The following is a 26,706-nucleotide window of genomic DNA, read 5'->3' as shown; positions in this document are numbered from 1 at the left end:
ATGCTGCAACAACAAAATGAGTTGAGTGAATATGAAATTATTAAAACTATTTATCGTTTTAAACCTAAGCGTAAGTTTAGGTATTTTAACTCCATTATCAGCCAATGCCGCACCTAAAGTGATAGAAAAAGTTGCAGCAATTGTTAATAATAATGTCATTTTAGAAAGTGATGTTAACGATATGTTAAAAACGATTAAAGCGAGTATCGATCCTAAAAATCTGCCTAATGATAAAGTACTTAGACAACAAATTATTGAGCGTTTAATTATCGAAAATCTAATTTTACAAAAAGCGGCTAAAGCTAAAATCACTGTTAGTGATGACGAAGTAACCGGCGCTATTGATAGAATCGCAGCTGAAAATGGCATGACCATCGATCAACTACGAAGCAGACTTTCTACAATGGGAATCAGCTATGCCGCCTATCGTGAAAGGATCCACAATGACATGTTAATAGAAGAAACGCGAATGCATGAAGTAAGACCTAGAGTCAAAGTTTCAGAAAAAGAAGTGGAAAACTTAGCAAAAAATATTGCTCGCCAGTCAACCAACAATATTGATGTAAAAATCAGTCATATTTTGATTTCCGTTCCCGAAAAAGCATCTAAACAACAAATAGATAACGCTACAAATAAAGCACAAGATATTATTAATCGAGCTCAAAAAGGTGAAAATTTTGCCAAATTAGCCACTTCATATTCAAATGATGATCTTGCTTTAAAAGGTGGCAGTATGGGTTGGCGTAAACTTAATGAATTACCCACTATCTTTGAAGAACGTTTAGTGCGCGCACCAAAAGGTAGTATTATTGGTCCTATCCGTTCAGGGGTTGGTTTACATATTCTAAAAGTTGATGATACACGTTCTGAAGCACCAAAAAAAATTACAATTCAAGAAGTTAATGCTCGCCATATATTGATTAAAACCAATGTATTAGTTACTGACCAAATTGCAAAACAAAAACTAACCGATATTCGAAAATCAATTACCAGTGGTGCAACAACCTTTGAGGCTGCGGCTAAAGCGAATTCTGAGGATACAGGTTCAGCGAGTAAAGGAGGCAACTTAGGTTGGAATCGCCCAGAAATTTATGATAATGGCTTTAAGGCTGCTCTAACTCAGCTAAAAAAAGGAGAAATTAGTCAACCAATAAAGTCATCTTATGGTTGGCATTTAATTCAATTAATTGATACAAGACAAGCTGATGGAACAAATGCAATGAAAAAAGATCAAGCTTATCGACTTATTTTTAATCGTAAATTCTCTGAAGAAGCTCAGGTATGGATTCAAGAAGTAAAAGGTGACGCTTATATTAAAATCACAGGTGAAGATAACCATGAATAGTCGCGTTCACCAAGGTCATTTCGCTCGTAAGAGATTCGGGCAAAACTTTTTACATGATGATTATATTATCGAAAATATTGTTGCCGCTATACAACCGAAAGCAGATCAAGCGCTAGTGGAAATTGGTCCAGGACTTGCAGCATTAACAGTACCTGTAAGCAAACATGTTGATCATTTAACCGTTATAGAAATTGACAGAGATTTAGCCAGTAGATTAATTGAGAATCCATTTTTAAACGATAAAATCACTGTTATTGAACAAGATGCTCTAACCTTTAACTTTAATCAGCTAGCAGATCAATTTGGTAAACCATTAAGAGTGTTTGGTAACTTACCATATAATATCTCAACCCCGCTGATGTTCCATTTATTTCAATATGCAAATATCATCACTGATATGCATTTTATGCTACAAAAAGAGGTAGTCACTCGCTTAGTTGCAGCCCCGAACAGTAAAGATTACGGTAGATTGAGTGTCATGGCTCAGTATTATTGTCAGATCATTCCTGTTCTTGAAGTCCCTCCTACATCATTTAAACCTGCCCCAAAAGTCGATTCAGCAGTCGTTAGATTGATACCTTATAAGGAAAAACCTTATTTTGTTAATGATATCAAAATACTTTCTCGGGTGACTACAGAGGCATTTAATCAACGACGTAAAACTATTCGTAACAGTTTAAGTAATATGTTTACTGTTGAACAATTAACTAAATTAAATATTGATCCAAGTTTACGTGCTGAAAACTTAACAGTTCAACAATACTGTCAACTTGCAAACTCATGGAATTAACAGTATGGCAAACTTACTTATTGGCGATATTCATGGTTGTTATGATGAGTTTATGCGAGTGCTTGAAAAAGCAAAATTCTCATCATCGGACACCTTATGGCTAACAGGTGATCTCGTTGCTAGAGGCCCAAAATCATTAGAAGTCCTAAGATTTGTTAAACATAATGCCAACCAAATTCGACTGGTATTAGGTAATCATGATCTACATTTATTATCTATCCATGCCAATATTACGCCAGCAAAAAAAAAGGATAATCTTGAAGATGTCATTCATGCAACAGATTTTGATGAATTGATGAATTGGCTCCGTAAACAACCTTTGGTTCAAATCGACGAATCTTTAAAGCTGATTATGACTCATGCTGGCATTTCCCCACAATGGGATCTGGAAACGCTAAAAAAATGTGCTCACGATCTGAATGCTATCTTATCGAGCGATTCTTATCTCCTATTCCTTGATAAAATGTATGGTAATTTTCCTGATGAATGGTCATCTGAATTACAAGGTTTAGATCGACTGCGTTATATCGCTAATGCGTTAACTCGTATGCGTTTTTGCTACGAGGATGGCCGACTTGATTTTTATTATAAACAATCACTTGAGCAAGCACCCTCAAAACTTAAACCTTGGTTTTTGTTACCCAGTAAAATTCCAAATGAATATAGCATCGCGTTTGGACATTGGGCTGCATTAAACGGAAAGGGTACGCCAGAACACATTTATGCACTTGATACAGGATGTTGTTGGGGAGGAAAACTAACATGCTTACGTTTTGAAGACAAAAAATACTTTAAAAAGAAAAATATCGAAGCAAAAAAATTAGATAAACTACTATGAAAGGGTCACTTATTATGTCTGCTTTATCTGTCATTAAATCAATATGGAAAATAATTAACTTTATTAGAGAAATATTTCTTAATCTAATATTTTTAATTATTATTATTTTAATCTTTAGTACTATCGCACTCATCAAAGAAGCAAAAAAACAAGAAATTGTGCCACAATATGGTTCATTGGTTTTAGATATTGAAGGCGTTATTGTTGACACCACTTTGTACAGCGATGAAATCTATGCTTTACAGAATAAAATTTATGGTAAAAAAGTAAATACCTCACGCGAAAATAGTTTGTTTGAATTAACTCAGAAAATAGCTCAAGCAACGACAGATCCAAAAATTACAAGCATAGTCCTTAAATTAGATCATTTCGTTGGTGCAGATATGAGCTCGCTACAATATATTGGCAAATATTTAACCAAATTTAGTGAGGCAAATAAACCAATTTATGCATATGGTTCAAATTTCAATCAAAGCCAATATTATTTAGCTAGCTATGCTAATAAAATCTATTTAACACCACTTGGTGCCGTTAATGTATATGGATTAGCAGCAAACAACCTATACTATAAAACCTTACTTGATAATTTAAAAATTAATACACACGTTTTTAGAGTGGGAACCTATAAATCAGCCATTGAACCATTTATTCGGGATGATATGTCTGAAGAAGCAAAAAGCAATACAACACGTTGGTTAACACTTATGTGGAACAACTACCTTAATGATATTTCATCACAACGAAAAAAAGCCGATACACAATTAGTTCCGACGCCAGATACTATGCTGGCAAATTTAAAAGCAACTAATGGCAATATGGCTCAATATGCTATATCCAATGGGTTAGTCGATGTCATTGCATCTAATTACCAATTTGAATCTGAACTTACTCATCAGCATCAAATCAGCATTTATGATTATCAACTTAAATCAAAAGATAAAAATTTAGATAGTGATAACGAGAACAACAAACCACTGATTGCCGTTGTATTTGTCAATGGCACTATAACCGATGGTGAAAATAGTAGTAATATCGCAGGTAGCCAAGACATTGTTGAACAGCTAAGAAAGATCCGTGAAAACTTAAATAAACATAACATACAAGCAATAGTTTTACGAGTAAATAGCCCTGGGGGGAGTGTAGATGCATCAGAAGCTATTCGTAGTGAACTAGAAGCCTTACGTGATTATCAAATTCCCATTGTTATCTCTATGGGAGGAATGGCTGCATCGGGTGGATATTGGATATCAACCGCATCTGATTACATAGTTGCAAGCCCAAATACAATTACTGGCTCTATCGGTATCTTTGGTATTATTCCAACATTTGAAAAATCTTTATCTCATATTGGTGTTTATAGCGATGGCGTAACCACATCGCCACTAGCAGGTAATACTGCGACTAAAGATCTACCACTCGAAATGAATCAATTAATTCAAATGAACATTGATAATGGCTATCAAACATTTATTTCTTTAGTAGCAAAAGCACGAAATATGACAACCGAGCAAGTTGACAAAATTGGGCAAGGTCAAGTTTGGTTAGGCTCAGAAGCCAGCAAAATTGGACTTGTTGATAAATTAGGTGATTTTGATGATGCCATTGAAACTGCTGCAACATTAGCTAATTTAACTGATTATGAAATTGACTGGCAAAAACCACAAGCAAATTGGTTTAATGCATTTTATTCAGATATGGTAGCTATGTTACCTAAATCAACTGCAGAGATATTTTTTGAACAACTTCCAGAAGCAAAAGAGCTTCAACAACATGTTTCTTTATGGAATAAATTTAACGATCCGCAAAATCGCTATATTTATTGCCTAAATTGTGCCGATGTACGTTAATACCCAGATCATTATCCACCACCTCGTGTGGTAGATAATGATTCCCCCGTTTTTCTCACCAATTTTATAACTTAATTGTTTTTATCTTTTAAATTATTTTTCCCTGGCTGAAAAAAATAACGCATATGATTCATCGCTTCTTGAATATATTGATAATTCGGTGTTTCATCAGTTTCACGATTATGCAAATCCATATAATGACTAACCCCCAATCGATTTACAAAATAAATATTTTCAGATGTTCTAACCGCATACGAGCTATAATTTGACATCAAAAGCCAATTACGATTTGTTATCGGATTAAATAAATCATATCCCGTTGAGTAATCACTGATATCATTTTTCACATATAAATAATGTTTCATTAAGGTAGGAATAACATCTTCATGGCTGGTCATTTTTGATCTATTATTTTTAAGATGTTCTAATTCACTTGCATCAATAATAATAAAAGGCACTTTTGTTTGCGCATCAGTATAATTACCATTATGCCCCCAAAAGCCGAGTTTATTATCATTCATCTCTTGGGAATGATCACCCGTGATAATCAAAATTGTATCATCTAACGAATTTGATTTAGCAAGTTCATCATAAACATTTTGTAATAAATAATCATCATAATAAACGCTTTGTTTATAACGATTAAAAATTGGCAAAGGATCTGTGTCATTATTCAATGTCATATAATTAAGATCACCAATAGGTTTAAATTTCACGGGGAAACTGTCAGGAAAGTCATAAGCATGAGGAGCATCATAAAATAAAAAAGAAAATGTTGGTCTAGAAGTATCTCGGCGTTTATACCATGCGAGCCAATCATCAGTGATTTGCTTATCTCGACTAGAAGCCGAACCATCGTTACTACTGATTCTCAAATTTTTGATAGTGACAAATGCTGTTCGATCAAATTCCGGAGCAGTAACTTTAGCTGAAGTAAAAATACCAATATTATAGTTTTCTTTCTGTAACGTTGTGATAAATAGTGAAGGAACACTATTTCGTAAAAATGAATCCCAATACGTGCCAGGAATACCATAAAACAACCCAAAAATACCAGTACGCGTGGCATTACCTGTTGAGTGATGGTTATTAAAAATCACGCCATTATTTTGCTTAACAAAACGAAATGTATTAGGAGAAATGTCTTCACTAAACGTATCATATCGCCAAGAATCTAATACAATAAACATAATATTTTTAAGTTTATTATTTTCTGGGTTAATCACCAATGGATTTTTCGGATAATCAACGCTAGCATTGCTATTATCCTTGCTATATACAACTTTTCGTTGCCCTTTTTCATCAAAAAAACTCATAATTTTTTTCGACGTAAATGGTCGATAAAGTGGAATATATTCCTTCACTACCATAATAGGCGAATAAGCATAATAAAAGGCAATCATGTGCACAACATGACCAATTAAAAATGAGCTAAAAAGAAAGACTGTTGATAGCAAAACAATTCTCGATTTTTTGTGTGGTAAAATCAATTTATTGTTGACTATGTAAAGAATAAAACACTCAGCGCAAAACGAAACAGCAATAAGCACAAACATTAAAAAATAAGTCAATACAGAGAAATCAACAACTTGCCCAGAAAAAACCATTGATAAAACAGACTGATTTATGTGAAATCGATATTGCTGAAAAACAAGAGTATCAACATATAACCCTATTTGAAAAAAGCTGAATAATATAGCAAGAATAATATTACGAATAAGTGGTTTAAACCAAAGCAAAGGAGCGCAAACAATTAAAAGCAATAGGTAGGCGGAAAAAAAATGCCCCAATACCGCAAATATTGAAAATACCACCCCAACCAAATTAAACGATGCACCTGGAACAAAGAAGAATCGAATTGCTATTATTGATGAAATAAGGATATTAATTAGGACAAAGAGGTATAATTTTTTCATAGTATTTGTTATTAAGTACATTTATTCTACATTATACGCATATTACAGCATTTTATACTTAAACGTAGTACTTTCCTGAATTTTTTAACAAACTAGCACTAAGAAATAAATTACTAATAGAATCTTAACAAAAAGGGCTCAACTTAGAGCCCTTTTATTTGAATTAAATAAAATTATCGACGATCTGCAAAGATTCTTAATAACATAATGAATAAGTTAATGAAATCAAGGTAAAGGGTTAGTGCACCTAAAATAACAAACCGTCTAAACATATTAGGGTCATCTTGTGATAATTGATCACCTAATGCTTTAAGTTTTTGCGTATCGTAAGCAGTTAATCCAGCAAAAACAAATACACCAATATAAGTAATTGCCCACATTAATGGCTCGCTACGCATAAAGATATTAACTATTGAAGCAATAACAATACCAATTAACCCCATAAACAAGAAACGTCCAAAACCAGATAGATCTCGTTTAGTTGTATAGCCATAAAAAGCCAAAGCAGCAAACATACCTGCTGTAATAAAAAATACGCTTGCTATTGAAGATGAAGTATAAACTATAAAGTAAATCGAGAACGTACAACCATTTAAAACGGAATAAAGCATAAATAATGTGGTCGCAACCGATCCAGACAGGCGATTAATCAAGCCCGATATCACAAAAACTAAACCAAGTTCAGCAATAAGCAACACCCACATACCTTTATATAATATGTTCAAAAGCTCAAGATTATTAGATGCAAACCAAGCTACCAAAGCCGTTAATAATAATCCAACTGTCATCCAGCCGTAAACATGGCTCATATATGTTTGAGTACGACTACCTGTTTGTTCAATAATTGAACCGCTAGGCGAATAATTGTTCATTGATTACCTCTCAATAAAAAGAATGATATAACTTTGTACTATTATAACCTAAATAATCGCTAATACCATTTTTTCAATGCTTCTATATCTGTTTTTTTTGCATCAATCCAACTTTCTCCATAAGGCGTTCGCTCTTTCTTCCAAAAAGGAGCATCATTTTTTAAAATATCCATAATGAACTCTGTGGCTGCAAACGCATCTGAGCGATGTGCACTACTTACTCCCACAAAAACAATCTGTTCATTTGCATTAATTTCGCCCACTCGGTGGATTATTGCAATTCGGCTTAATTGCCACCGCTCTCTAGCTTGAGCGATAATATTCGCCAATACTTTTTCAGTCATTCCAGCATAATGTTCTAAAAAGAGGCTTATTGTTTGTGTTTCATTATGACGAACTTTGCCCATAAAAGAGACAATAGCACCATCTTGCGGTAATTGTGAAAGCCAATCGTTTAGCTTATTAACATTGATAGGCTCTTTACTAACTTTGATAAGATCCATAACGTTATCCACCTGTTACAGGAGGAAAGAATGCAATTTCATCACTATCTTGAATAATATAATTAAAGTCAACCAACATTTGATTCACAGCGCATAAAACATGATTTTCTTTAAACGCTAATAACCATTTTTCCCCTTGTTCACTTAACTTATCAATAAGGTGAGACACTGAAAGTTGATTAGCATCTAACATAATACAATCTGTCCCGACTAACTCTCTAATTTGAGCAAAAAAAATAACTTTATTCATCTTATCTCTATTAAACTTTTTGGGCAATAAAATCGCCTGACTTGCCACCACTCTTGGTTAACAACCTTACTTGAGTAATTACCATATCTTTTTGCACTGCCTTGCACATATCATAGATAGTTAAGGCTGCAACCGATGCGGCAACCATTGCTTCCATTTCAACACCAGTTTGCCCATTTAATCGACAAAATGATTGAATTCGAATACAATTTTTTATTCTATCTGCTTCCATATTAATTTCAATTTTACTTAAAAAAAGAGGATGACAAAGTGGAATAAGCTCCCAAGTTTTCTTAGCAGCTTGAATTCCTGCAATTCTTGCCGTTGCAAAAACATCACCTTTATGATGTTTACCTTCAATAATCATATTCAGTGTATCAGAATTCATTAAGACCAATGACTCAGCGCTTGCTTCTCGCGTTGTTATCGGTTTATCTGAAACATCAACCATATGCGCATCACCACGCTGATTAATATGCGAAAATGATTTGTGCATCCTTAAATCCTCAATAATTTATAAATCATCAACTATATCCAAGATAACAAATTTTACCAATAGTTACCACTTTTCGATTTTATCGTATGAAGAAATAGATACCGATAAGTAAACAAAACAATCTAGTAATAATAAATTGCTTCTTATAGTTTTTGCGGGTTAAGTAAAAACTGCGTACAATATAGTTTTATATTAATTATAATATTTGTGATTTTTTAATGCTTATCGCTCATATAGCCTTACCTGTTCCACTTTACCAACTATTTGACTATCACCTAACAGAGCCTGCCCAAATCGGAATGAGGGTTAGAGTTCCTTTTGGCAAACGTGACGCAGACGCAATAGGGATTATTGTTAGTATTGATGAAAAAACTGAATTTGATATTAAAAATTTAAAAACTGTTACTACAATTATTGATACAGAGCCTGTTTTTACGCCATCTATTTGGCAGTTATTAAACTGGGCTGCTGGTTATTACCATTATCCTATTGGTGAGGTTCTATTCCATGCTATGCCTATTTTACTCAGGCAAGGACATCTGGCAGTGAAAGACGAAACCAAACAATGGCAATTAACAAAATTGGGAAAGCAGATTGATTTGCAATCGCTATCACGAACTCCAAAACAAAAATTATTACTATCATCATTTAGAAATAATACTATCTCTGATACTAACGTAAGTAACGCCGTTTATCACCAATTACAGAAAAAACAACTTATAGAACAAGTCAGCTACCAGCTAGATGATGTTCAATGGCAAACAAACTTTTCGACTAATGCGAGTTCAATTCAGTTAAATAAGGAACAATCATATGCCATAGAAACAATCAATAAACAAAATCACCAATTTGGGGTGTTTTTGCTGGAAGGTGTTACAGGTTCAGGCAAAACAGAAGTTTATTTAAATGTACTCTCTAATATTTTAGCAGCAGGTAAACAAGCATTAGTACTCGTCCCTGAAATTGGATTAACACCACAAACAATTAAACGTTTTAAACAGCGTTTTAATGCACCAATTGATATTTTACACTCAGGATTAACCGATAAACAAAGATTCACTGTTTGGTTAAGAAGTAAAAAAGGAGAAAACGCAATTGTTGTAGGTACACGATCGTCGCTCTTTACCCCATTTAAAGACTTGGGTGTAATTATTATTGATGAAGAACATGATAGTTCTTATAAACAACAAGAAGGATGGCGGTATCATGCACGAGATTTAGCGATTATTCGAGCTAAATTTAACAATATTCCAATCATTTTAGGATCTGCAACACCATCGCTTGAAACACTCAATAATGCACAAAACCACAAGTACCATTTATTACAGTTAACCGAAAGAGCGGGTAATGCAACACTGGCCAGACAGTCGATTTTGGATTTACGAGGATTAGTACTTGCGGCCGGTCTATCTCAACCACTAATAGAGCAAATAAAAAAACATTTAGCTAATAATAATCAAGTAATGCTATTTTTAAATCGTCGAGGATTTTCACCATTATTAATATGCCATGATTGTGGTTGGATTGCTGAATGTCCTCGCTGTGATAGGCCTTATACACTTCACCACAAACAACAAAAATTGATATGTCACTATTGTGATACACCTAGAACAATTCCAAAACAATGCCCAAAATGTGGCTCCACCCACTTAATACCGATTGGATTTGGGACAGAACAACTTGAACAACAGCTTGAGATTCTTTTTCCCAAAATTAAGATTAGTCGTATCGATCGTGATACAGTGAGTAAAAAAAGTGCATTAGATAACTATCTACAAAGTATCCAACAAGGCGGGGCTCACATTTTAGTTGGCACACAAATTTTAGCTAAGGGACACCACTTTCCCGATGTGACTTTGGTTGGAATTGTTGATGTTGATGGCGCTTTATTTTCAAGTGATTTTCGAGCAACAGAGCGGTTTGCTCAGATTTATACTCAAGTATCAGGAAGAGCCGGCCGTGAAGCAAAAGCAGGCCAAGTTATTTTACAAACGTATCATCCAGATCACCCTTTACTCAATGTTTTACTTACTGAAGGCTATCCAAAATTTGCTAAACTGACACTACAAGAACGGCAACAAACACAATTACCACCATTTAGTTACCAAGCATTAATTCGTGCTGCAGATCGCAATAATCATTATGCTCCAGCATTTTTACAGCATATCCATGATTGGTTAAAAGTTCATTGTGATCATACTTTATGGCAACTTGGACCAATGCCAGCTAATCAACCAAAGAAAGCGGGTTATCATCGTTGGCAATTACTGCTTCAACATACAAATAGGCAACAGTTACAACGAATATTGGATCAATTATTAATCACAATCTCTAAATGGAGTGAAACGTCAAAAGTAAGGTGGAGTATTGATGTAGATCCTATTGATAATTAGGATGCTATTATTTCCACCAATTAATATTGGTGGAAATAATAAATTATAATGTGATTTTGCCAGCATTTTTGTCCAGTATTGCCTGTCCAATACCTGAAACATCTTTTAATTGCTCAACTGAAACAAAAGGTCCAAATTTTTCTCGATATTCAATAATTCTTTTTGCTTTATTCGCTCCAATCCCCGTCAATACTTTTGATAGTTCTTCTGCCGTTGCAGTATTAATATTGACTTGTACAACTTGTTTTTGTTCCTGTTTAACTGGTGCAGGCGTTGCAGGAACTGAATCGGCAAAACTTGTATTTGGAACAATAAAACTTGATAACAAAATACCTAATAGTAAAAATACTTTCATTTGATTAACCTCTAAAAATAGTTACGCAAGTAAATTTGCTTTATCACTATCTCACTTAATCAGATAAAAAAATTTCTTGAATTATAAAAATGAGAAAAGCCACTTAGGTGGCTTTTCTTTTTTTCTTTTATTGCTACTATTTTGAGAGTTAAATCACAAATTCGAATCAGGCATAATTTCTATTTTGGCCTTAGAACGTATATCTGCCGCAAGATAATAATGTGTATTATTAATGAATAGAGGTAACAACTCAGAAGAAATATCTTCATATTCTTTTGGCGTATCTACTTTAGTTAGTGCAACAATATAAGCATTTTTATCATTTAAAAGTTCCGCACCATAAACAGTTTTTCCCGATACGGAAGGATTTAAATTAAAGACTAGATTAACAACTTTTTGATCGAGTTCGGTTGAATTTCGATTCAACATATATTTTTTGGCAAACTTCACATTTTTAGCATTGCCAGTTTCATTTAATTGAGTCAATATATTATCAACACTCGCTTTAAATTGATTTTGAGCCATCTCAGTAAAAAGCTTTTTATGGATTTCATCTTTAACTTCATCAAATGGAGCTATACCTTCAGGGCGATAGTCCACTGTTTGTACAACAAAATCAAACCGTCCATAATTTCTATCTACAGGTATTAAATCAGAAATTTTGTCTGTTGCTTTACCATCAACTATCATTTCTTCACTAAAAATAACATCTCTAATTTCAGGATGAACAGCGATTGAAAACTTATCATTGAAAGTTACCCAATCAGAGTTTTTTACTTCTAGCCCAACTTTGTCAGCAAGCTCTTCAATAGTCTTTGGAGAATCTTTCAATGCAGCTTTAATTTTATTTTCTTCACTTTCTAAAAACTGTTGTATTTTTTGTTTAGTAAGTTTTGAATCAATTTGGTACTTCGCATAATCAAAATCCATAACCTTTGCGGGTTGTACACCGTCTAATTTCACTATTGCATATCCGCCATCAACAGCGATTGGTGTTGAAACATGACCTGCTTTTTTCAACTTGGCATCTTTAAATACTTGAGGCAAAGAATCATCATCAGCAAACCAGCCTAATGAACCATTTTTTCCATATGGCGAAATATCACCATTTTGGTTAATTGTTTTAGCGATATTTTCAAAATCAGCCCCAGACGAAAGATTTTTAGCAATATTCTTAGCTTGTTCTTTATCAGTAGTAAAAATTACACTATAAGCTTTCTTAGCTGGATATGAATAAGCTTTGATATTTTTATTATACTCATTTCTAACTTCATCTTCAGTAACATGAACTGTTTTTGCCGCAATTTCTTGAGAAGTTACAATATATTTAACTTTTACACGCTCATTTTTAAAAAATTCTTTTAAATGTTCGTTGTAATATTTTTGTTCGTCTTCTAATGTAATATTTGCCTCATCAATATCACTTACAGAAGTATCAACTGAGGTTGCGTATACGCTTCTAGTTTGATTTTTGAGTGAAGATATTTCAGAATCAATTGGCAAAACAAAACTACTATTTGTTAGCGCATTAACAGCTTGTTGTTGCTGTAATACCGTTCTTATAATTTCAGCATAACTATTTGGAGTAAAATTATTTTTGGCTAAAAGATCTAAATATGTCTGATTATCAAATTTACCATTTTTAAAAAAATCGTTCTGTTTTACGATAAATTTTTTAATCTGATCATTACTAATAGCCAGATTAATATTTCGTGAAAATTTATAAGCTAAATAATTATCAATCTGATAAGATAACACATTACGGCGTAGCTGTTTAATAAAAGAACTATCTCCTCCAGCATTTGCTGTTACTGCTCTAGCTTGAGCTTCAAATTCAGCTCGACTTATACCATCACCATCAACTTTTGCGATATATTGCTGCTGATTGCGAGCACTATTACCGCCTCCAAAGCCTAAAAATCCGACGCCAGTGAAAATAAAACATAAAATAATTATTGCAAAAATAATCTTAACAACAATATTATTTGCTGCTGTCCGGATTGTTTCCATCATTTTTTGCGATTCTCCAAATACCTAATGTGAATTTCGAAAGTATAGCATATTTAACTAAATTGGCTATTGTCTGAATGTTAAGTCTCCAAAATAAAGATCAACATTAAGTTGATCTTTATTAATAAAAAATAGTTAATTTAATCTGGCAGAACTATCAACACTACTTTTTAATTTATTAATAGCCTTTTTAGACGTTTTTTTTAATGTTACTTTTTTATCCACTGGTTCCATACCAAATGGGTTATTTTGCAGTGCAATTGTGAGCACCTCGTCAATCCATTTTACTGGATGTATATCAACTTCAGATTTCACATTATCGGGGATTTCTTCCAAATCTTTTACATTATCTATTGGAATCAATACAGTTTTAATTCCTCCTCGGTGTGCAGCTAATAACTTCTCTTTTAGTCCACCGATAGGTAAAACTTCGCCACGTAATGTTATTTCACCTGTCATAGCAACATCAGAACGAACAGGATTCCCCGTTAAAGTCGAAATTAGCGAAGTACACATTGCAATACCTGCACTTGGTCCATCTTTTGGCGTTGCTCCATCGGGTACATGCACATGGATATCGCGTTTTTCATAAAAATCACTATTAATACCCAATTTTTCTGCACGAGATCGAACAACAGTTAATGCGGTTTGAATTGATTCTTGCATAACATCACCTAATGAACCTGTGTAAGTTAATTTTCCTTTACCTAGTACACTTACTGATTCAATGGTAAGCAAGTCTCCACCTACTTCAGTCCATGCAAGACCAATAACCTGACCGATGCGGTTTTCATTATCCGTTTTACCATAATCAAAACGCTGTATTCCCAAGAAATCTTTTAAGTTATCTTGCGTCACAATAACTTTCTTCAATTTGCTATCTAACGCTAATTGTTTAACAACTTTACGACAAATTTTTGCAATCTCTCTTTCTAAACTTCGAACACCTGCTTCCCGAGTATAATAACGAATAATACCGATAATAGCTGAGTCATCAATTCTAATTTCTTTTGGTTTTAACCCATTATTTTCTATCTGTTTAGTAATCAAGTGTTGTTTAGCGATATTCATCTTTTCGTCTTCCGTATAACCAGAAAGGCGAATAACTTCCATTCTATCCAACAATGGTGCAGGAATATTCATAGAGTTAGCGGTAGCAACAAACATCACATCAGATAAATCATAATCAACTTCTAAATAATGGTCACTAAAGGCATTATTTTGTTCTGGATCAAGTACTTCCAATAATGCTGACGCAGGATCTCCTCGCATGTCTGATGCCATCTTATCAATTTCATCTAATAAGAATAATGGGTTTTTAACACCTACTTTTGCCATACGCTGAATTAGTTTTCCTGGCATTGAGCCGATATAAGTACGTCTATGCCCACGAATCTCCGCCTCATCGCGCACGCCACCTAAAGCCATGCGAATATACTGGCGTCCTGTTGCTTTAGCTATCGATTGACCTAGCGATGTTTTACCCACTCCAGGAGGTCCAACCAAGCATAAAATAGGACCTTTAACTTTATTAACACGCCCCTGAACTGCCAAATATTCTAAAATTCTATCTTTTACACGTTCAAGTCCATAATGATCCTTATCTAAAACTTTTTGTGCACCTTCAATATCTTTTTTAACCTTACTACGCTTATACCAAGGAACTTGAATCATCCAATCAATATAACTTCGTACAACTGTCGCTTCAGCAGACATTGCCGGCATCATTTTTAATTTATTAAGTTCAACTAATGCTTTATCTGTAGCCTCTTTTGGCATTTTAGCTTTAGTAATTTTTTCTTTTAACTCTTCGTATTCATCAGGTTTATTATCTATATCGCCTAACTCTTTATGAATAGCTTTAATTTGCTCATTAAGATAATACTCTTTTTGAGCCTTTTCCATTTGCTGTTTAACACGTTGTCGAATGTTTTTTTCAACTTGTAATAAATCAATTTCCGATTCCATTAATGAAATAAGCAATTCAAATCGCTTTACAAGATTAGCGGTTACCAAAATCTCTTGCTTTTGTTCGACCTTTAAAAATAGCGTAGCAGCAATAGAATCGGCCAAACGAGACGGTTCTTTAAGTAAGCGAATAGAATCAACAACTTCCTGAGTTACTTTTTTGTTAAGCCTTGAGTACTCATCAAAATTAGATAAAGTTAAGCGAATCATAGCTTCACTTATATCATCAGCTTTTTTTACTTCGCTTAGTGGCTTAACTTCTGCAATAAAAAATTCATTGCTTTCCTGCTCAACAACATTAATCATTTGAGCCCGTTCAACACCTTCAACTAGGACTTTTACTGTCCCATCAGGCAATTGAAGTAACTGTAAAATATTAGCCACAGTTCCGACTTCATATAAATCATCAATCATTGGATCATCTTGAGAAGGATCTTTTTGAGTTACAAGAAAGACTTGTTTATCCATTTCCATTGCCCCTTCGAGGCAACGTATTGATTTACTTCGACCAACAAAGAGAGGGATTACCATATGTGGAAATACAACAACATCACGCAATGGTAAAATAGGCATAGTCATGTGTTTGGTTCGTTTTATTTTCATTTCATTCTCTCTAGTAGTACAAATCCATTAGATTAATATTGGGATCGTTTTAAGATATTCAAGCTGATCTTTCTGGATTTAAACATACACTATTTCTGGAACATTTTGATAGCATTTATGGAAACTTGACTTAAGTATTCGTTTGAGGTTATCGCTCTTGCCATCATATTTATGATGGCAAATTTTTATTTCAAGCAGAAAGTTCAGCGCCTTCACAATGCACTAATTTCGGCGATTGTGATCGCTCAACAGTTTCTTTTTCTACAATCACTTTTTTTATAGCCGTCATTGATGGTAAGTCGTACATAGTATCTAATAATATATTTTCCACAATCGAACGCAAACCTCGCGCTCCTGTTTTTCGTTGCATTGCTTTTATGGCAATGGCATCCAACGCTTCTTTAGTAAACTCAAGTTCGACACCATCTAACTCAATTAAAGTTTGAAATTGTTTAGTTAAGGCATTTTTAGGCTCAGTTAGAATACTAATTAAGGCATTTTTATCCAGTTCAGATAATGTACCTATAACAGGTAATCTTCCTATAAACTCTGGAATTAATCCAAACTTCACTAAGTCTTCAACCTCAATTTGTGCTAATAATTCTGATTCAGAAACTTTATTTTGAGTGCTTTTAACATCTGCGCCGAAACCTATCCCGGTATTAGTTGACACACGATTTTCGATGACTTTATCAAGCCCACTAAATGCACCACCACAAATAAACAGAATTTTTGAAGTATCTACTTGTAAAAACTCTTGCTGAGGGTGCTTACGCCCACCTTTTGGCGGAACAGAAGCAATAGTACCCTCAATAATTTTCAATAAGGCCTGTTGAACTCCTTCGCCGGATACATCTCGAGTAAGAGAAGGATTATCCGATTTTCGTGAAATTTTATCTATTTCATCAACGTAAATAATCCCACGCTGCGCTTTTTCAACATCATAGTCACAATTCTGTAATAATTTTTGGATAATATTTTCAACATCCTCACCAACATAACCCGCTTCAGTTAACGTTGTTGCATCAGCCATTGCAAAAGGCACATCTAAAAAACGAGCCAATGTTTCCGCTAATAACGTTTTACCACTACCTGTTGGCCCTATGAGCAAAATATTACTTTTGCCTAATTCAACATCACTGCGACGTGCATAATTACGTAATCGCTTATAATGATTATACACAGCGACGGCTAACACTTTTTTTGCACGTTCTTGACCAATCACATACTCATCAAGATGCTTTCTAATTTCATGTGGTGTTGGTAATGGTTGATTAATAAACTCTTCGTGAGAAAGGAAACTTTTTGTCTCTTCTTTTAGAATATCATTGCATAATCCTATACATTCGTTGCAAATATAAATAGATGATGGCCCAGCAATAAGTTTACGGACTTCATGCTCGCTTTTACCACAAAAAGTACAATAGAGTAATTTTTCTGAACTTTCTTTATTCACTTTTACCACCTATTTAATATTAAGATCGTTTACTATATATGGCATCGACCAAGCCATATTCAACCGCTTTATCGGCAGACATAAAATTATCACGATCGGTATCTTTTTCAATCACACTAATGTCTTGACCTGTGTGCATGGCTAAAATCTTATTTAAGCGACTTTTTACTTGTAAAATCTCTTGTGCATGTATTTGAATATCAGAAGCTTGACCTTGGAAACCACCTAATGGTTGGTGAATCATTACACGCGCATTAGGTAAACAATAACGTTTACCTTTAGTACCCGCAGTTAAAAGTAATGATCCCATTGAACACGCTTGCCCTAAACAAATTGTACTGACATCTGGTTTTATAAATTGCATTGTGTCATAAATAGCCATGCCAGCAGTTACAACACCACCTGGTGAATTAATATATAAATAGATATCTTTATCAGGATTTTCAGCTTCTAGAAATAACATTTGAGCGATAATTAGATTTGCCATGTTATCTTCAACTTGTCCAGTCAAAAATATAACTCGCTCTTTTAAGAGTCGTGAGTAAATATCGTAAGCTCGTTCGCCACGAGAGCTTTGCTCAACAACCATTGGAATAACACCCATATATGGTTCTAAAGGCATTTTTATCTCCTAATTAAACAAAATAGCCCAAACAGACGATCCTTATTTGGGCTTTGAAGTGATTTTTTAAATTAAATGAAAAAGCTAATAAATTAAGCAATTTGCTGGTTCATTAATTCAGAAAACGAATAATTCTTTTCTGTTACTTTTGCACTAGCTAATAATAAATCAACAACTTGATCCTCTAATGCTACAGCTCGAATATTTTCCATCGCTTTTTTATCTTTGCGATAATATTCTAAAACTTCTTTTGGATCTTCATATGCAGTTGCAATTTCATCAATTAATGCCTGCACACGCACTTCATCCGCAGTTAGTTTATTACTTTCAATAATTTCACTAAATAATAAACCAGTAGCAACCCGTTTTCTTGCCTCAGCTTCAAATAGTTCTTTAGGTAACTCCATACCTTGTTTTACATTACCACCAAAACGAGATAACGCTTGCTTACGTAATACATCAACTTCACGGTCAATTAATGCCACAGGTATATCAATTTCATTATTTTTAACTAAGCCATCAATAGCTTGTGTTTTGACCTTATTACGGATTGTTGCATTAAGTTCCCGCGTCATGTTCTTGCGAACTTCAGCTCGCAGGCTTTCAACAGTACCATCAACAATACCAAAGCGTTTAATAACATCTTCAGTAAGTTCTGGTAATTCAAGTTCTTCAACTTTTTTAAGTGTTGCCGCAAATATGGCCGGCTTACCTTTTAAATTTTCAGCATGATAATCTTCAGGGAAAGTCACATTAATATCAAATTGATCACCTGCTTGACGACCAATAATTGCATCTTCAAAACCAGGAATCATACGACCTTGACCTAATACCAATGCAAAATCATTAGCCTTGCCACCTTCGAATTCAACACCATCAACTTGTCCAACAAAATCCAAAGTAACGCGATATTGCTCTTTAGCGGCTTGTTTAACTTCTTTCCAAGCACCTTGTTGTTTGCGTAAAGTTTCAATCATTGTTTCGATATCTGCATCTGCAACTTCAGCAACCGGTTTTTCAACTTCAATTTTGTCTAAATTCTCAACTTTGATTTCAGGGTAAACTTCAAATTCAACAGTAAAGGTATAGTCCTGACCATCTTTATATTCTTGTGGTATATAAGTTGGTGCACCTGCTGGATTTAATTTTTCTTGAATAATTGCTTCAATAAAATTTCGTTGCATTAAATCACTTAATGCATCTTGCAAAATAGAAGCGCCATAACGTTGTTCAACAATTTTTAAAGGTACTTTTCCTTTACGAAAACCATCAATACGTACTTTTTTTGCAGTATTAATGAGTTCTTTATCAACTGCTTTTTTGATGTCTTCTGACTTAATTGTAATTGATAAACGTCGACCTAAACCTTGTGTTGTTTCTACCGAAACTTGCATTTTTATACCTCGATATTATTGAATATTACCTGCCCATGATTATATAAAAACGATAACTGAGCTTAAAAATTTAAAAAATAGGCATGCATTATACCGACCGCAATCGTCTACGTCGAGACATTTAATAGTTTCTTCTCAAGCGATTTCAAACGTTTATTCATTTCGTCAATATGTAAAACTAATGAAGCTGTTTTTCGCCATACTTTATTCTTTTGTAATGGAATACCTGATGAATAAACACCTGGCTCAGTTATTGGACGCATCACCATACCCATACCAGTTACTGTAACTTGATCACATATTTCCATGTGCCCATTAATAACACTAGCACCGCCAATTAAGCAGTGACGTCCAATGGTTAGGCTTCCAGCCATAATAACACCACCCGCTACCGCTGTATGATCGCCAATAATATCGTTATGAGCTACTTGGCATTGATTATCAATAATGACACCGTTACCTATAACAGTATCATCTAACGCACCACGATCGATTGTTGTTGAGGCGCCAATTTCAACATTATCACCAATAACAACACGGCCTAATTGGGGAATTTTAATCCATTTCCCTTTATCATTTGCATAACCAAAGCCATCTGCACCAATTACAGTGCTTGATTGAATTAAACAATTTTTGCCAATAACGCAATTATGATAAACTGAGACATTAGCCCACAATTTTGTACCTGCACCTATTATTGTATTTTTACCAATAAAGCAACCAGCACCAATAATACAATTATCACCTAATACAACACCACTTTCGATAACTGCATTAGCACCAATCGAAATATTGTGACCGAGCTGAGCTGTTTCATCAATCACTGCTGTCGGGGCTATATCTTTTGCTGGCATTGGCGTAGTATCAAGAATTTGCGCTAATTTTGCGTATGCAAGATAAGGATTTTTTACAATAAGAGCAGCCCCACTCCAATGTTCAAGACTCTCTTCAGTCATCACGACAGCAGAAGCTTTACACGCTAATAAATTACTTTGTAACTTTTTATCTGACAAAAAAGTAATTTGCCCAAATACGGCACTTTTCATCGATGCTATACCGGTGATAGTTAAATTACCATCACCATGTAACTTAGCATCAAGTTGCTCTGCCAGTTGTACTAAACGAAAAGCAAACATTATTATTTAACCTTTTCCAGCACTTTATCTGAAATATCAACTGCATCTGAAGCTGATAATGTTGCTTCGGCTTTTAAGATAATATCGTATTTTTCTGTTGCAACAATATCTTTTACAGCCTCTTGAATTTTAGTTAATAACTTGCCTGCTTCTTCAGTTTCACGTTTACGATAATCCGCAGAAAACGCCTTCGCTTTATTTTCGAAATCAGAAATTATCTTCTTTAATTTCGTTTTTTCAGAAGAAGACAATGTTAAACCATCTTTCTTAAGACGAGCATCAGCTTCTCCAGCTTTCTTTTCTTCTACTTGTAGTGATTTGGCTCTCGCTTCAAATTCACTATCCAATGCTTTACCAACCGATTCGCGTTGAGGCATACGTTGTAATACGGACATAACATCAACAACACCGATTTTAACTTCAGCATTTGCAAAACCTGTAAATAGTAATGCTGCACTAACACCAAGAACAGATATAATTTTTTTCACTTTAATCACCTATGTTTTTATTTATAATACGGAATTACCATGTAGAACCTATATTAAATTGGAACTGTTGCGATGAGTCACCGTCATATTTCTTAAATGGTTGAGCATAAGAAAAGACCAAAGGCCCTAATGGTGACATCCACTGTACAGCAACACCTGCTGACATTCTAATATCCGATGGCGAACTATAATCAGGAATATTATGTCCTTTTAATCCCCACTCGGTATCCCATACAGTACCTGCATCAAAAAATAGCGACGTTCTAATATTATCAGCGTATTTTTCGCTAGCAAATGGGGTTGGAATAATTAGCTCGGTACTGGCAAAAGCTATAGCGTTACCACCTACTGCATCTTTTGATTTTGTGCATCCAGATGTATTATCTAAGCTATCACAAACACCACTTTTATTAAGGTATACCGCTTTAGGTCCAACAGTATTTGATTTGAAGCCGCGTAGCACTGACGCTCCACCAGCATAAAAGTTTTCGTAAAATGGTAGCTCTTTACCACCAAAACCACCGCCATAACCGAATCGAGCACGAGTTAGGAAGATCCAGCTATGGTCATTGTCAATTGGATAATAGTAAGTGGCATCTGAGACTATTTTATAGAAGCGATTATCAAACAATGGTGCTGTGACTTTAGCGCTAGCAGTCATCTTTAGACCATCAGTTGGGAAAAACCCACGATCTAAAGAATTATATGTCCAATAAGCATTTAACAATAAGTCATTGGTATCAAAAGAAATAGAGTTTTTGTTTTTTACATTTTTGCCCACGGATTCAAAATAACGCCACATACCATATTGCGCTTGCATATCAGACAACTTATGATTAGCATATTCGGTACCAAAACGAACAAAGTTATTTTCACTAATTGGAAAACCTAAATTAGCAGAAGCCCCCCAAGTCTTACTTGAGTATTCAGACTCATCATCTTTATCGTCATTTTTATAGGTATTATAATAAATACTGCCACCTAGGCTTACTCCATCAACCGTAAAATAAGGGTCAACGATAGAAATAGACGCAGTTTTATCAGTATCAGTAGTGTTAATATCAAATGAGACACTATTGCCTGTACCTAACCAGTTATCTTGAGAAATACCCGCATTAAAACTAAGACCACTATCAGAACCGATACCAACACCAAATTTGATACTACCAGTATTACGTTCAGCAACTTTATAAATAATATCAACTTGATCATCGACACCTGACGCACGTTCGGTATTTGCTTCAACAGTATCAAAAAAACCAAGACGACTTAAACGCTCTTTGCCTAATTCAACTAAACCATTACTTAGCCAAGCTCCTTCCATTTGACGAAGCTCACGACGGATTACGCTTTCGCTTGTTACCGTATTGCCAACGATTTTAATATTACGAACATAATAACGTTGACCAACATCAACAAGTACATTTAATTTAACTGTATGTGCACTATCATCCATTTCAGGTTGGATTGAAACTCTAGGATATGCATAACCAAAATTAGCAAGTAAACGCTTAACATTATCTTCAATTTCGGTAATCTTTTTACCATTATAGAGCTCACCAATTGATACTTTTTCATTAGCAATTTTGGCAATCGCATCTTTATAGCCTGCAAAATTACCCATCAATTCAAGTTTAGATAATTTATACTGTTCACCCTCATGAATATTGATTGTCACGTAAATGCCTTTTTTGTCTGGCGTTAAACTGACTTGAGTTGACTCGATATTAAAACGAGCATAACCGCGGTTTAAGTAAAAACTTTGCAATTCATCTAAATCAGAGGCTAATTTTTGTTTTTGATATTTACGATCGCCAAGCATGTTCCACCAAGGTACTTCATCTCGCAAAGTAAAACGCGAAATAAGTTCTTCTGATGAAAACGCTTTAGCACCAACAATGTTGATCTGATCGATTAATGCAGATTTACCTTCAGCAACAACTAATTTTAAATCGACACGATTACGAGATAGCGGAGTGACAACAGCTTTAATTTGAGCATTATATTTACCAACACTGTAGTAAAAATCTTCTAGGCCCTTTTCTATACCAGAAAGCATTGTACGATCTAATGCTTCGCCTTCCCGAATACCAGAACTATCTAGATTCTTTTTAAGCATGTCATTTTTGACTGATTTATTACCAGAAAAAGTTATGCTAGCTATCGTCGGACGTTCTTGCACATGAACAATTAGTCTATCGCCATCACGAGAAACAGTAATATTATCAAAGTTACCACTAGAATACAGTGATTTGATAATACGACCTAAATCAGCTTCATTAACATAGTCACCAACTTGGATTGGCATTTCAAGTAGTGCAGCCCCAAGAGTAACACGCTGTAAACCTTCGAATTTGATATCTTTTACCACAAAATCATCAACACAAAATGCATTGGAACTATATACAGCTGTAGTACCGAACAGCAAAGATGCTATAAGTAATTTATTTATTTTCATCGTAAATGTTTATAACCTCATTCCATCACAATCGTAAAATATCATTAAATAGTGCAATTCCCATTATTACCATTAATAAAACAAACCCAAAACGAAAAAAACGCTCTTGTGATTTATTTGATAAGGCACTTCCTTTTATCTTTTCAAATAGTAAAAAAACAAGGTGTCCGCCGTCTAATATAGGTAATGGAACAAGATTGATAACTCCCAAGCTTATACTAATAAAGGCTAGAAAATATAAGTAAGGGGTAAAACCATAACTTGCTGTTTGCCCTGCGCTTTTTGCGATTGTTATTGGCCCTGATAACTGTTGTAGACCAATAACACCTGTTACTAATTGATAAAGCGAACGAACAGTTAACTTTGTGGTTAACACTGTTTGCGCCATACCTTTATTAAATCCTTCTAAAAAACCATACTGTACAACTCTAGCATCAGATGTGGGATATAAACCAGCAACACCTTCCCCATTTTTTTTGACTGTTGGTATGAGTTTAAGATAAATATTTTTATTTTCTCGATCAATCTCTAAAATCATTGCTTGAGCTTTTTTAATTGTACTGGAAAAATCATTCCAATCTACATATGATTGATTATTATAACCGATAATTTTATCACCAACACGTAAACCTGCTTGTTCTGCAGCCGAACCAGATACAATTTTACTCACAATTGGATAAATTTCCAACTTTTTAGGCACAAACCCAAATGCGGTAATCGCCGAGTCTTTTTCTATATCAAAATGCCAATTACTAATATCTACACTATTTTTAACTTCTTTTTGATCACCATTATCAGTACTATCAATATAGGAGAAAGTGACATTAGCTTTTCCCATCGCACTAATTAAAGCTAAATTGACATCATTCCAAGTTTCTACTTTGATATTATCAATGGTTTTCAATTCGGCACCCGCTGGAATTGCTACAGAGGCAGCGGGTGTATTTGGTATTACGTCTTTTATTTTAACAGGGTAAGATTCTGCACCTGTCAAGAAAATAATCCAATAGATAATCAAAGCTAACACAAAATTAGCAAATGGACCTGCCAAAATAATGGCAGCTCTTTGCCAAATTTTCTTCCTATCAAACGCAAACTTTTCGTTATCGCTTGATAATGTTGTTGCTCTACCGTCAAGCATTTTAACATAACCGCCTAGCGGAATCATAGCAATTACAAATTCGGTTCCATTTAAAAATTTATGCGACCACAGTTTTTTACCAAAGCCTATTGAAAAACATTCAACGTTAACCTTGCATAAGCGAGCAACGCAAAAATGCCCAAACTCATGAATAGTAACTAATATACTCATGGTAATAACAAATAATAACAGTGACCACAACAAAATCTATCACCTTTTATAATATGTAGAAAGATAATGCTGCAAAAACAGGAACTGCAGCAGTTAAACTATCAATACGATCTAAAATACCGCCATGTCCAGGAATTAAATGACCACTATCTTTAATACCGGCTTCACGCTTAAACATACTTTCTGTTAAGTCACCTAAAACTGAAACTAAAATTGCTAACAAAGAGCTAATAAAAAATGTGCTGAATCCAATATTGAAAAAATTAAACATATAAGCAATTACACTCAGTACAATTGCCAAACTAACACCACCAATAAAACCTTCTATAGTCTTACCCGGTGAGACTTTTACTGCTAATTTCCGTTTACCAAAAGTTCGCCCAGCAAAATAAGCGCCAGTATCTGTTGCCCATACTAGCACAAAGACATAAAGCAACCAAATTGCACCTGTATAAGAATTAGCATTATAGTTTATTGATCTTAATTCAATCATACTAATAAAAAACGGCACTAGCGTAAAAAAAGCAAATAACAATTTTATAACAATTGAATTACCCCAATATTTAGTGGTAGCGGGATAGCTCCCCACTAAACACAATGCAATGAACCACCATACAATTGATAAAGATAAAATAGTGGTATATAGACTTATTTTTAACTCAACTGAATTTGGAATCCAATAAAGTAGACTTAATAAAATGACGATTGAAAGAGCAAAGATTAACCTTGAGGGCTTTTTAGTAATATGAAGAAATTGAGCCCACTCCCACGCGGCTAATCCACAAACTAAAATAATAGTTAAAGAAAATAAGGGTAATGGAAGAAAAAAAAGAACCACTATTACTAGCGGAATCAGCACAATTGCAGCAAGTATACGATGGATTAACATAAGTGTTCCTTATCATGAAGCCCACCAAAACGCCGCTCTCGGGTATTAAATACATTGATTGCTTCATCAAATAAATTTTGGTTAAAATCAGGCCATAAAGTATCAGTAAAATAGAGTTCAGAATAAGCAATTTGCCATAACAAAAAGTTACTAATTCGGCATTCACCGCCAGTACGAATAACTAAATCAACTTCAGGAAATTCACTCATGCACATTGCTGAAGTAAAATGGTCTTCTGTTATTTCATCTAACGTGATTTCGCCTGTTGCAACTTGCATAGCCATTTTTTTAGCTGATTGCAAAATATCCCAACGACCACCGTAGTTGGCGGCAATGTTCAGCACTAGACCAGAATTATTTTTGGTTAAATTTTGCGCGTAAATAATCCTATTTTGTAAATGCTCACTAAAGCGAGAAATATCACCAATAATATTTAAGCGAACATTATTTTTATTCAAACTTTTAATTTCTCGATTTAAAGCATAAATAAAAAGAGCAATGAGTGCTGAGACCTCATTGGCTGGTCGCTTCCAGTTTTCGCTACTAAACGCATATAAAGTAAGTACTTTTACTTTTAGGCTTGCTGCATAAGTCACAATTTTTCGCACAGTTTTTAAACCTGCTCGATGACCACTTGCACGCATTTGATTACGTTGTTGTGCCCAGCGGCCATTGCCATCCATAATTATAGCCACATGACTTGGAATACATCTTTCTTGTGTCATGCGATATCTCGTATTGTATCAATCATTGTAGTAATTATAT

At 34.4% G+C, this 26,706-nt stretch carries 22 protein-coding genes; 5 read left to right on the top strand and 17 right to left on the bottom strand.

All coding sequences use genetic code 11. The features are described from left to right. Positions 1-31: 31 nt before the first annotated feature. Genes surA through sppA form a run of 4 tightly spaced genes read left to right on the top strand, consistent with a single transcriptional unit; the run spans position 32 to position 4,820 of the window. Positions 32-1,345 carry a peptidylprolyl isomerase SurA gene (gene surA / locus GQ593_RS03915; RefSeq protein WP_160430730.1) on the top strand — a complete coding sequence of 438 codons (1,314 nt, stop codon included), beginning with the start codon at positions 32-34 and terminating at the stop codon, positions 1,343-1,345. Next, entirely contained in the window at positions 1,338-2,135 is a 798-nt protein-coding gene (gene rsmA / locus GQ593_RS03910) for a 16S rRNA (adenine(1518)-N(6)/adenine(1519)-N(6))-dimethyltransferase RsmA (RefSeq protein WP_160430728.1), read from the top strand. Before surA ends, rsmA begins: the two co-directional genes overlap by 8 nt. A 4-nt stretch (positions 2,136-2,139) precedes the next feature. After that, on the top strand, positions 2,140-2,973 hold the full coding sequence (gene apaH, locus GQ593_RS03905) for a bis(5'-nucleosyl)-tetraphosphatase (symmetrical) ApaH (protein WP_160430726.1): 834 nt from the start codon (positions 2,140-2,142) through the stop codon (positions 2,971-2,973). Between the two features lie 14 nt (positions 2,974-2,987). Beyond that, entirely contained in the window at positions 2,988-4,820 is a 1,833-nt protein-coding gene (sppA, locus tag GQ593_RS03900; RefSeq protein ID WP_160430725.1) for a signal peptide peptidase SppA, read from the top strand. Positions 4,821-4,891: 71 nt separating this feature from the next. On the opposite strand, the gene GQ593_RS03895 is transcribed toward sppA, so the two are convergent. The 5 genes from GQ593_RS03895 to moaC all read right to left on the bottom strand — a co-directional run bounded on the left by GQ593_RS03895 (position 4,892) and on the right by moaC (position 8,857). Beyond that, positions 4,892-6,736 (bottom strand): sulfatase-like hydrolase/transferase, encoded by a 1,845-nt coding sequence (locus GQ593_RS03895; protein ID WP_160430723.1) that lies wholly within the window; start codon positions 6,734-6,736, stop codon positions 4,892-4,894. Positions 6,737-6,909: 173 nt separating this feature from the next. Next, a complete protein-coding gene (locus GQ593_RS03890; RefSeq protein WP_160430722.1) occupies positions 6,910-7,608 on the bottom strand; it encodes a Bax inhibitor-1/YccA family protein in 699 nt (232 codons plus the stop codon). A gap of 59 nt (positions 7,609-7,667) precedes the next feature. Beyond that, entirely contained in the window at positions 7,668-8,111 is a 444-nt protein-coding gene (moaE, locus tag GQ593_RS03885) for a molybdopterin synthase catalytic subunit MoaE (protein ID WP_160430721.1), read from the bottom strand. A 4-nt stretch (positions 8,112-8,115) separates the two neighbouring features. Continuing rightward, entirely contained in the window at positions 8,116-8,361 is a 246-nt protein-coding gene (gene moaD / locus GQ593_RS03880; protein WP_160430719.1) for a molybdopterin synthase sulfur carrier subunit, read from the bottom strand. A 10-nt stretch (positions 8,362-8,371) separates the two neighbouring features. Continuing rightward, entirely contained in the window at positions 8,372-8,857 is a 486-nt protein-coding gene (gene moaC, locus GQ593_RS03875; protein ID WP_160430718.1) for a cyclic pyranopterin monophosphate synthase MoaC, read from the bottom strand. Between the two features lie 218 nt (positions 8,858-9,075). Between moaC and priA the strand changes: the two genes are divergently transcribed. Beyond that, positions 9,076-11,250 carry a primosomal protein N' gene (gene priA / locus GQ593_RS03870; RefSeq protein WP_160430717.1) on the top strand — a complete coding sequence of 725 codons (2,175 nt, stop codon included), beginning with the start codon at positions 9,076-9,078 and terminating at the stop codon, positions 11,248-11,250. A gap of 43 nt (positions 11,251-11,293) precedes the next feature. On the opposite strand, the gene GQ593_RS03865 is transcribed toward priA, so the two are convergent. The 12 genes from GQ593_RS03865 to GQ593_RS03810 all read right to left on the bottom strand — a co-directional run bounded on the left by GQ593_RS03865 (position 11,294) and on the right by GQ593_RS03810 (position 26,666). Further along, on the bottom strand, positions 11,294-11,605 hold the full coding sequence (locus GQ593_RS03865; protein ID WP_160430716.1) for a ComEA family DNA-binding protein: 312 nt from the start codon (positions 11,603-11,605) through the stop codon (positions 11,294-11,296). 153 nt (positions 11,606-11,758) lie between these two features. Then, entirely contained in the window at positions 11,759-13,618 is a 1,860-nt protein-coding gene (locus GQ593_RS03860; RefSeq protein ID WP_160430714.1) for a SurA N-terminal domain-containing protein, read from the bottom strand. Positions 13,619-13,750: 132 nt separating this feature from the next. Beyond that, a complete protein-coding gene (gene lon / locus GQ593_RS03855; RefSeq protein WP_160430713.1) occupies positions 13,751-16,186 on the bottom strand; it encodes an endopeptidase La in 2,436 nt (811 codons plus the stop codon). Positions 16,187-16,376: 190 nt separating this feature from the next. After that, positions 16,377-17,642 (bottom strand): ATP-dependent protease ATP-binding subunit ClpX, encoded by a 1,266-nt coding sequence (clpX, locus tag GQ593_RS03850; RefSeq protein WP_442903585.1) that lies wholly within the window; start codon positions 17,640-17,642, stop codon positions 16,377-16,379. 19 nt (positions 17,643-17,661) lie between these two features. After that, complete coding sequence (gene clpP, locus GQ593_RS03845; protein WP_160430711.1) at positions 17,662-18,264, bottom strand: ATP-dependent Clp endopeptidase proteolytic subunit ClpP; 603 nt, start codon at positions 18,262-18,264, stop codon at positions 17,662-17,664. Positions 18,265-18,356: 92 nt separating this feature from the next. Further along, positions 18,357-19,658, bottom strand: coding sequence for a trigger factor (tig, locus tag GQ593_RS03840; protein ID WP_160430710.1), 1,302 nt, complete (start codon positions 19,656-19,658; stop codon positions 18,357-18,359). Between the two features lie 107 nt (positions 19,659-19,765). After that, positions 19,766-20,794: a UDP-3-O-(3-hydroxymyristoyl)glucosamine N-acyltransferase gene (gene lpxD, locus GQ593_RS03835; protein WP_160430709.1), complete on the bottom strand. Its 1,029-nt coding sequence runs from the start codon at positions 20,792-20,794 to the stop codon at positions 19,766-19,768. 2 nt (positions 20,795-20,796) lie between these two features. After that, positions 20,797-21,282, bottom strand: coding sequence for an OmpH family outer membrane protein (locus GQ593_RS03830; RefSeq protein WP_160430708.1), 486 nt, complete (start codon positions 21,280-21,282; stop codon positions 20,797-20,799). A gap of 34 nt (positions 21,283-21,316) precedes the next feature. Continuing rightward, a complete protein-coding gene (gene bamA / locus GQ593_RS03825) occupies positions 21,317-23,740 on the bottom strand; it encodes an outer membrane protein assembly factor BamA (protein ID WP_160430707.1) in 2,424 nt (807 codons plus the stop codon). Between the two features lie 25 nt (positions 23,741-23,765). After that, positions 23,766-25,085: an RIP metalloprotease RseP gene (gene rseP / locus GQ593_RS03820; RefSeq protein WP_160430706.1), complete on the bottom strand. Its 1,320-nt coding sequence runs from the start codon at positions 25,083-25,085 to the stop codon at positions 23,766-23,768. 13 nt (positions 25,086-25,098) lie between these two features. Beyond that, on the bottom strand, positions 25,099-25,941 hold the full coding sequence (locus GQ593_RS03815) for a phosphatidate cytidylyltransferase (RefSeq protein WP_160430705.1): 843 nt from the start codon (positions 25,939-25,941) through the stop codon (positions 25,099-25,101). Next, on the bottom strand, positions 25,935-26,666 hold the full coding sequence (locus GQ593_RS03810; protein ID WP_160430704.1) for an isoprenyl transferase: 732 nt from the start codon (positions 26,664-26,666) through the stop codon (positions 25,935-25,937). The genes GQ593_RS03815 and GQ593_RS03810 overlap by 7 nt, the downstream gene beginning before the upstream one ends. Positions 26,667-26,706 lie beyond the last annotated feature (40 nt).

This window comes from Gilliamella sp. Pas-s25 (assembly GCF_009795885.1).
GTDB lineage: Bacteria > Pseudomonadota > Gammaproteobacteria > Enterobacterales > Orbaceae > Gilliamella.
The sequence above is the reverse complement of the archived record's forward strand: the minus strand, read 5'-3'. Positions and strand labels throughout refer to the sequence as shown.

What these genes read in the sequence shown, in the direction of transcription:
- priA (WP_160430717.1), top strand. Translation starts at nt 9,076, where the DNA reads ATGCTTATCGCTCATATAGCCTTACCTGTTCCACTTTACCAACTATTT.
- bamA (WP_160430707.1), bottom strand. Translation starts at nt 23,740, where the DNA reads ATGAAAATAAATAAATTACTTATAGCATCTTTGCTGTTCGGTACTACA.
- lpxD (WP_160430709.1), bottom strand. Translation starts at nt 20,794, where the DNA reads ATGTTTGCTTTTCGTTTAGTACAACTGGCAGAGCAACTTGATGCTAAG.
- GQ593_RS03895 (WP_160430723.1), bottom strand. Translation starts at nt 6,736, where the DNA reads ATGAAAAAATTATACCTCTTTGTCCTAATTAATATCCTTATTTCATCA.
- surA (WP_160430730.1), top strand. Translation starts at nt 32, where the DNA reads ATGAAATTATTAAAACTATTTATCGTTTTAAACCTAAGCGTAAGTTTA.
- GQ593_RS03810 (WP_160430704.1), bottom strand. Translation starts at nt 26,666, where the DNA reads ATGACACAAGAAAGATGTATTCCAAGTCATGTGGCTATAATTATGGAT.
- moaE (WP_160430721.1), bottom strand. Translation starts at nt 8,111, where the DNA reads ATGGATCTTATCAAAGTTAGTAAAGAGCCTATCAATGTTAATAAGCTA.
- GQ593_RS03890 (WP_160430722.1), bottom strand. Translation starts at nt 7,608, where the DNA reads ATGAACAATTATTCGCCTAGCGGTTCAATTATTGAACAAACAGGTAGT.
- moaD (WP_160430719.1), bottom strand. Translation starts at nt 8,361, where the DNA reads ATGAATAAAGTTATTTTTTTTGCTCAAATTAGAGAGTTAGTCGGGACA.
- clpP (WP_160430711.1), bottom strand. Translation starts at nt 18,264, where the DNA reads ATGCCTTTAGAACCATATATGGGTGTTATTCCAATGGTTGTTGAGCAA.
- apaH (WP_160430726.1), top strand. Translation starts at nt 2,140, where the DNA reads ATGGCAAACTTACTTATTGGCGATATTCATGGTTGTTATGATGAGTTT.
- moaC (WP_160430718.1), bottom strand. Translation starts at nt 8,857, where the DNA reads ATGCACAAATCATTTTCGCATATTAATCAGCGTGGTGATGCGCATATG.
- GQ593_RS03860 (WP_160430714.1), bottom strand. Translation starts at nt 13,618, where the DNA reads ATGATGGAAACAATCCGGACAGCAGCAAATAATATTGTTGTTAAGATT.
- GQ593_RS03865 (WP_160430716.1), bottom strand. Translation starts at nt 11,605, where the DNA reads ATGAAAGTATTTTTACTATTAGGTATTTTGTTATCAAGTTTTATTGTT.
- sppA (WP_160430725.1), top strand. Translation starts at nt 2,988, where the DNA reads ATGTCTGCTTTATCTGTCATTAAATCAATATGGAAAATAATTAACTTT.
- tig (WP_160430710.1), bottom strand. Translation starts at nt 19,658, where the DNA reads ATGCAAGTTTCGGTAGAAACAACACAAGGTTTAGGTCGACGTTTATCA.
- GQ593_RS03815 (WP_160430705.1), bottom strand. Translation starts at nt 25,941, where the DNA reads ATGTTAATCCATCGTATACTTGCTGCAATTGTGCTGATTCCGCTAGTA.
- rsmA (WP_160430728.1), top strand. Translation starts at nt 1,338, where the DNA reads ATGAATAGTCGCGTTCACCAAGGTCATTTCGCTCGTAAGAGATTCGGG.
- lon (WP_160430713.1), bottom strand. Translation starts at nt 16,186, where the DNA reads ATGAAAATAAAACGAACCAAACACATGACTATGCCTATTTTACCATTG.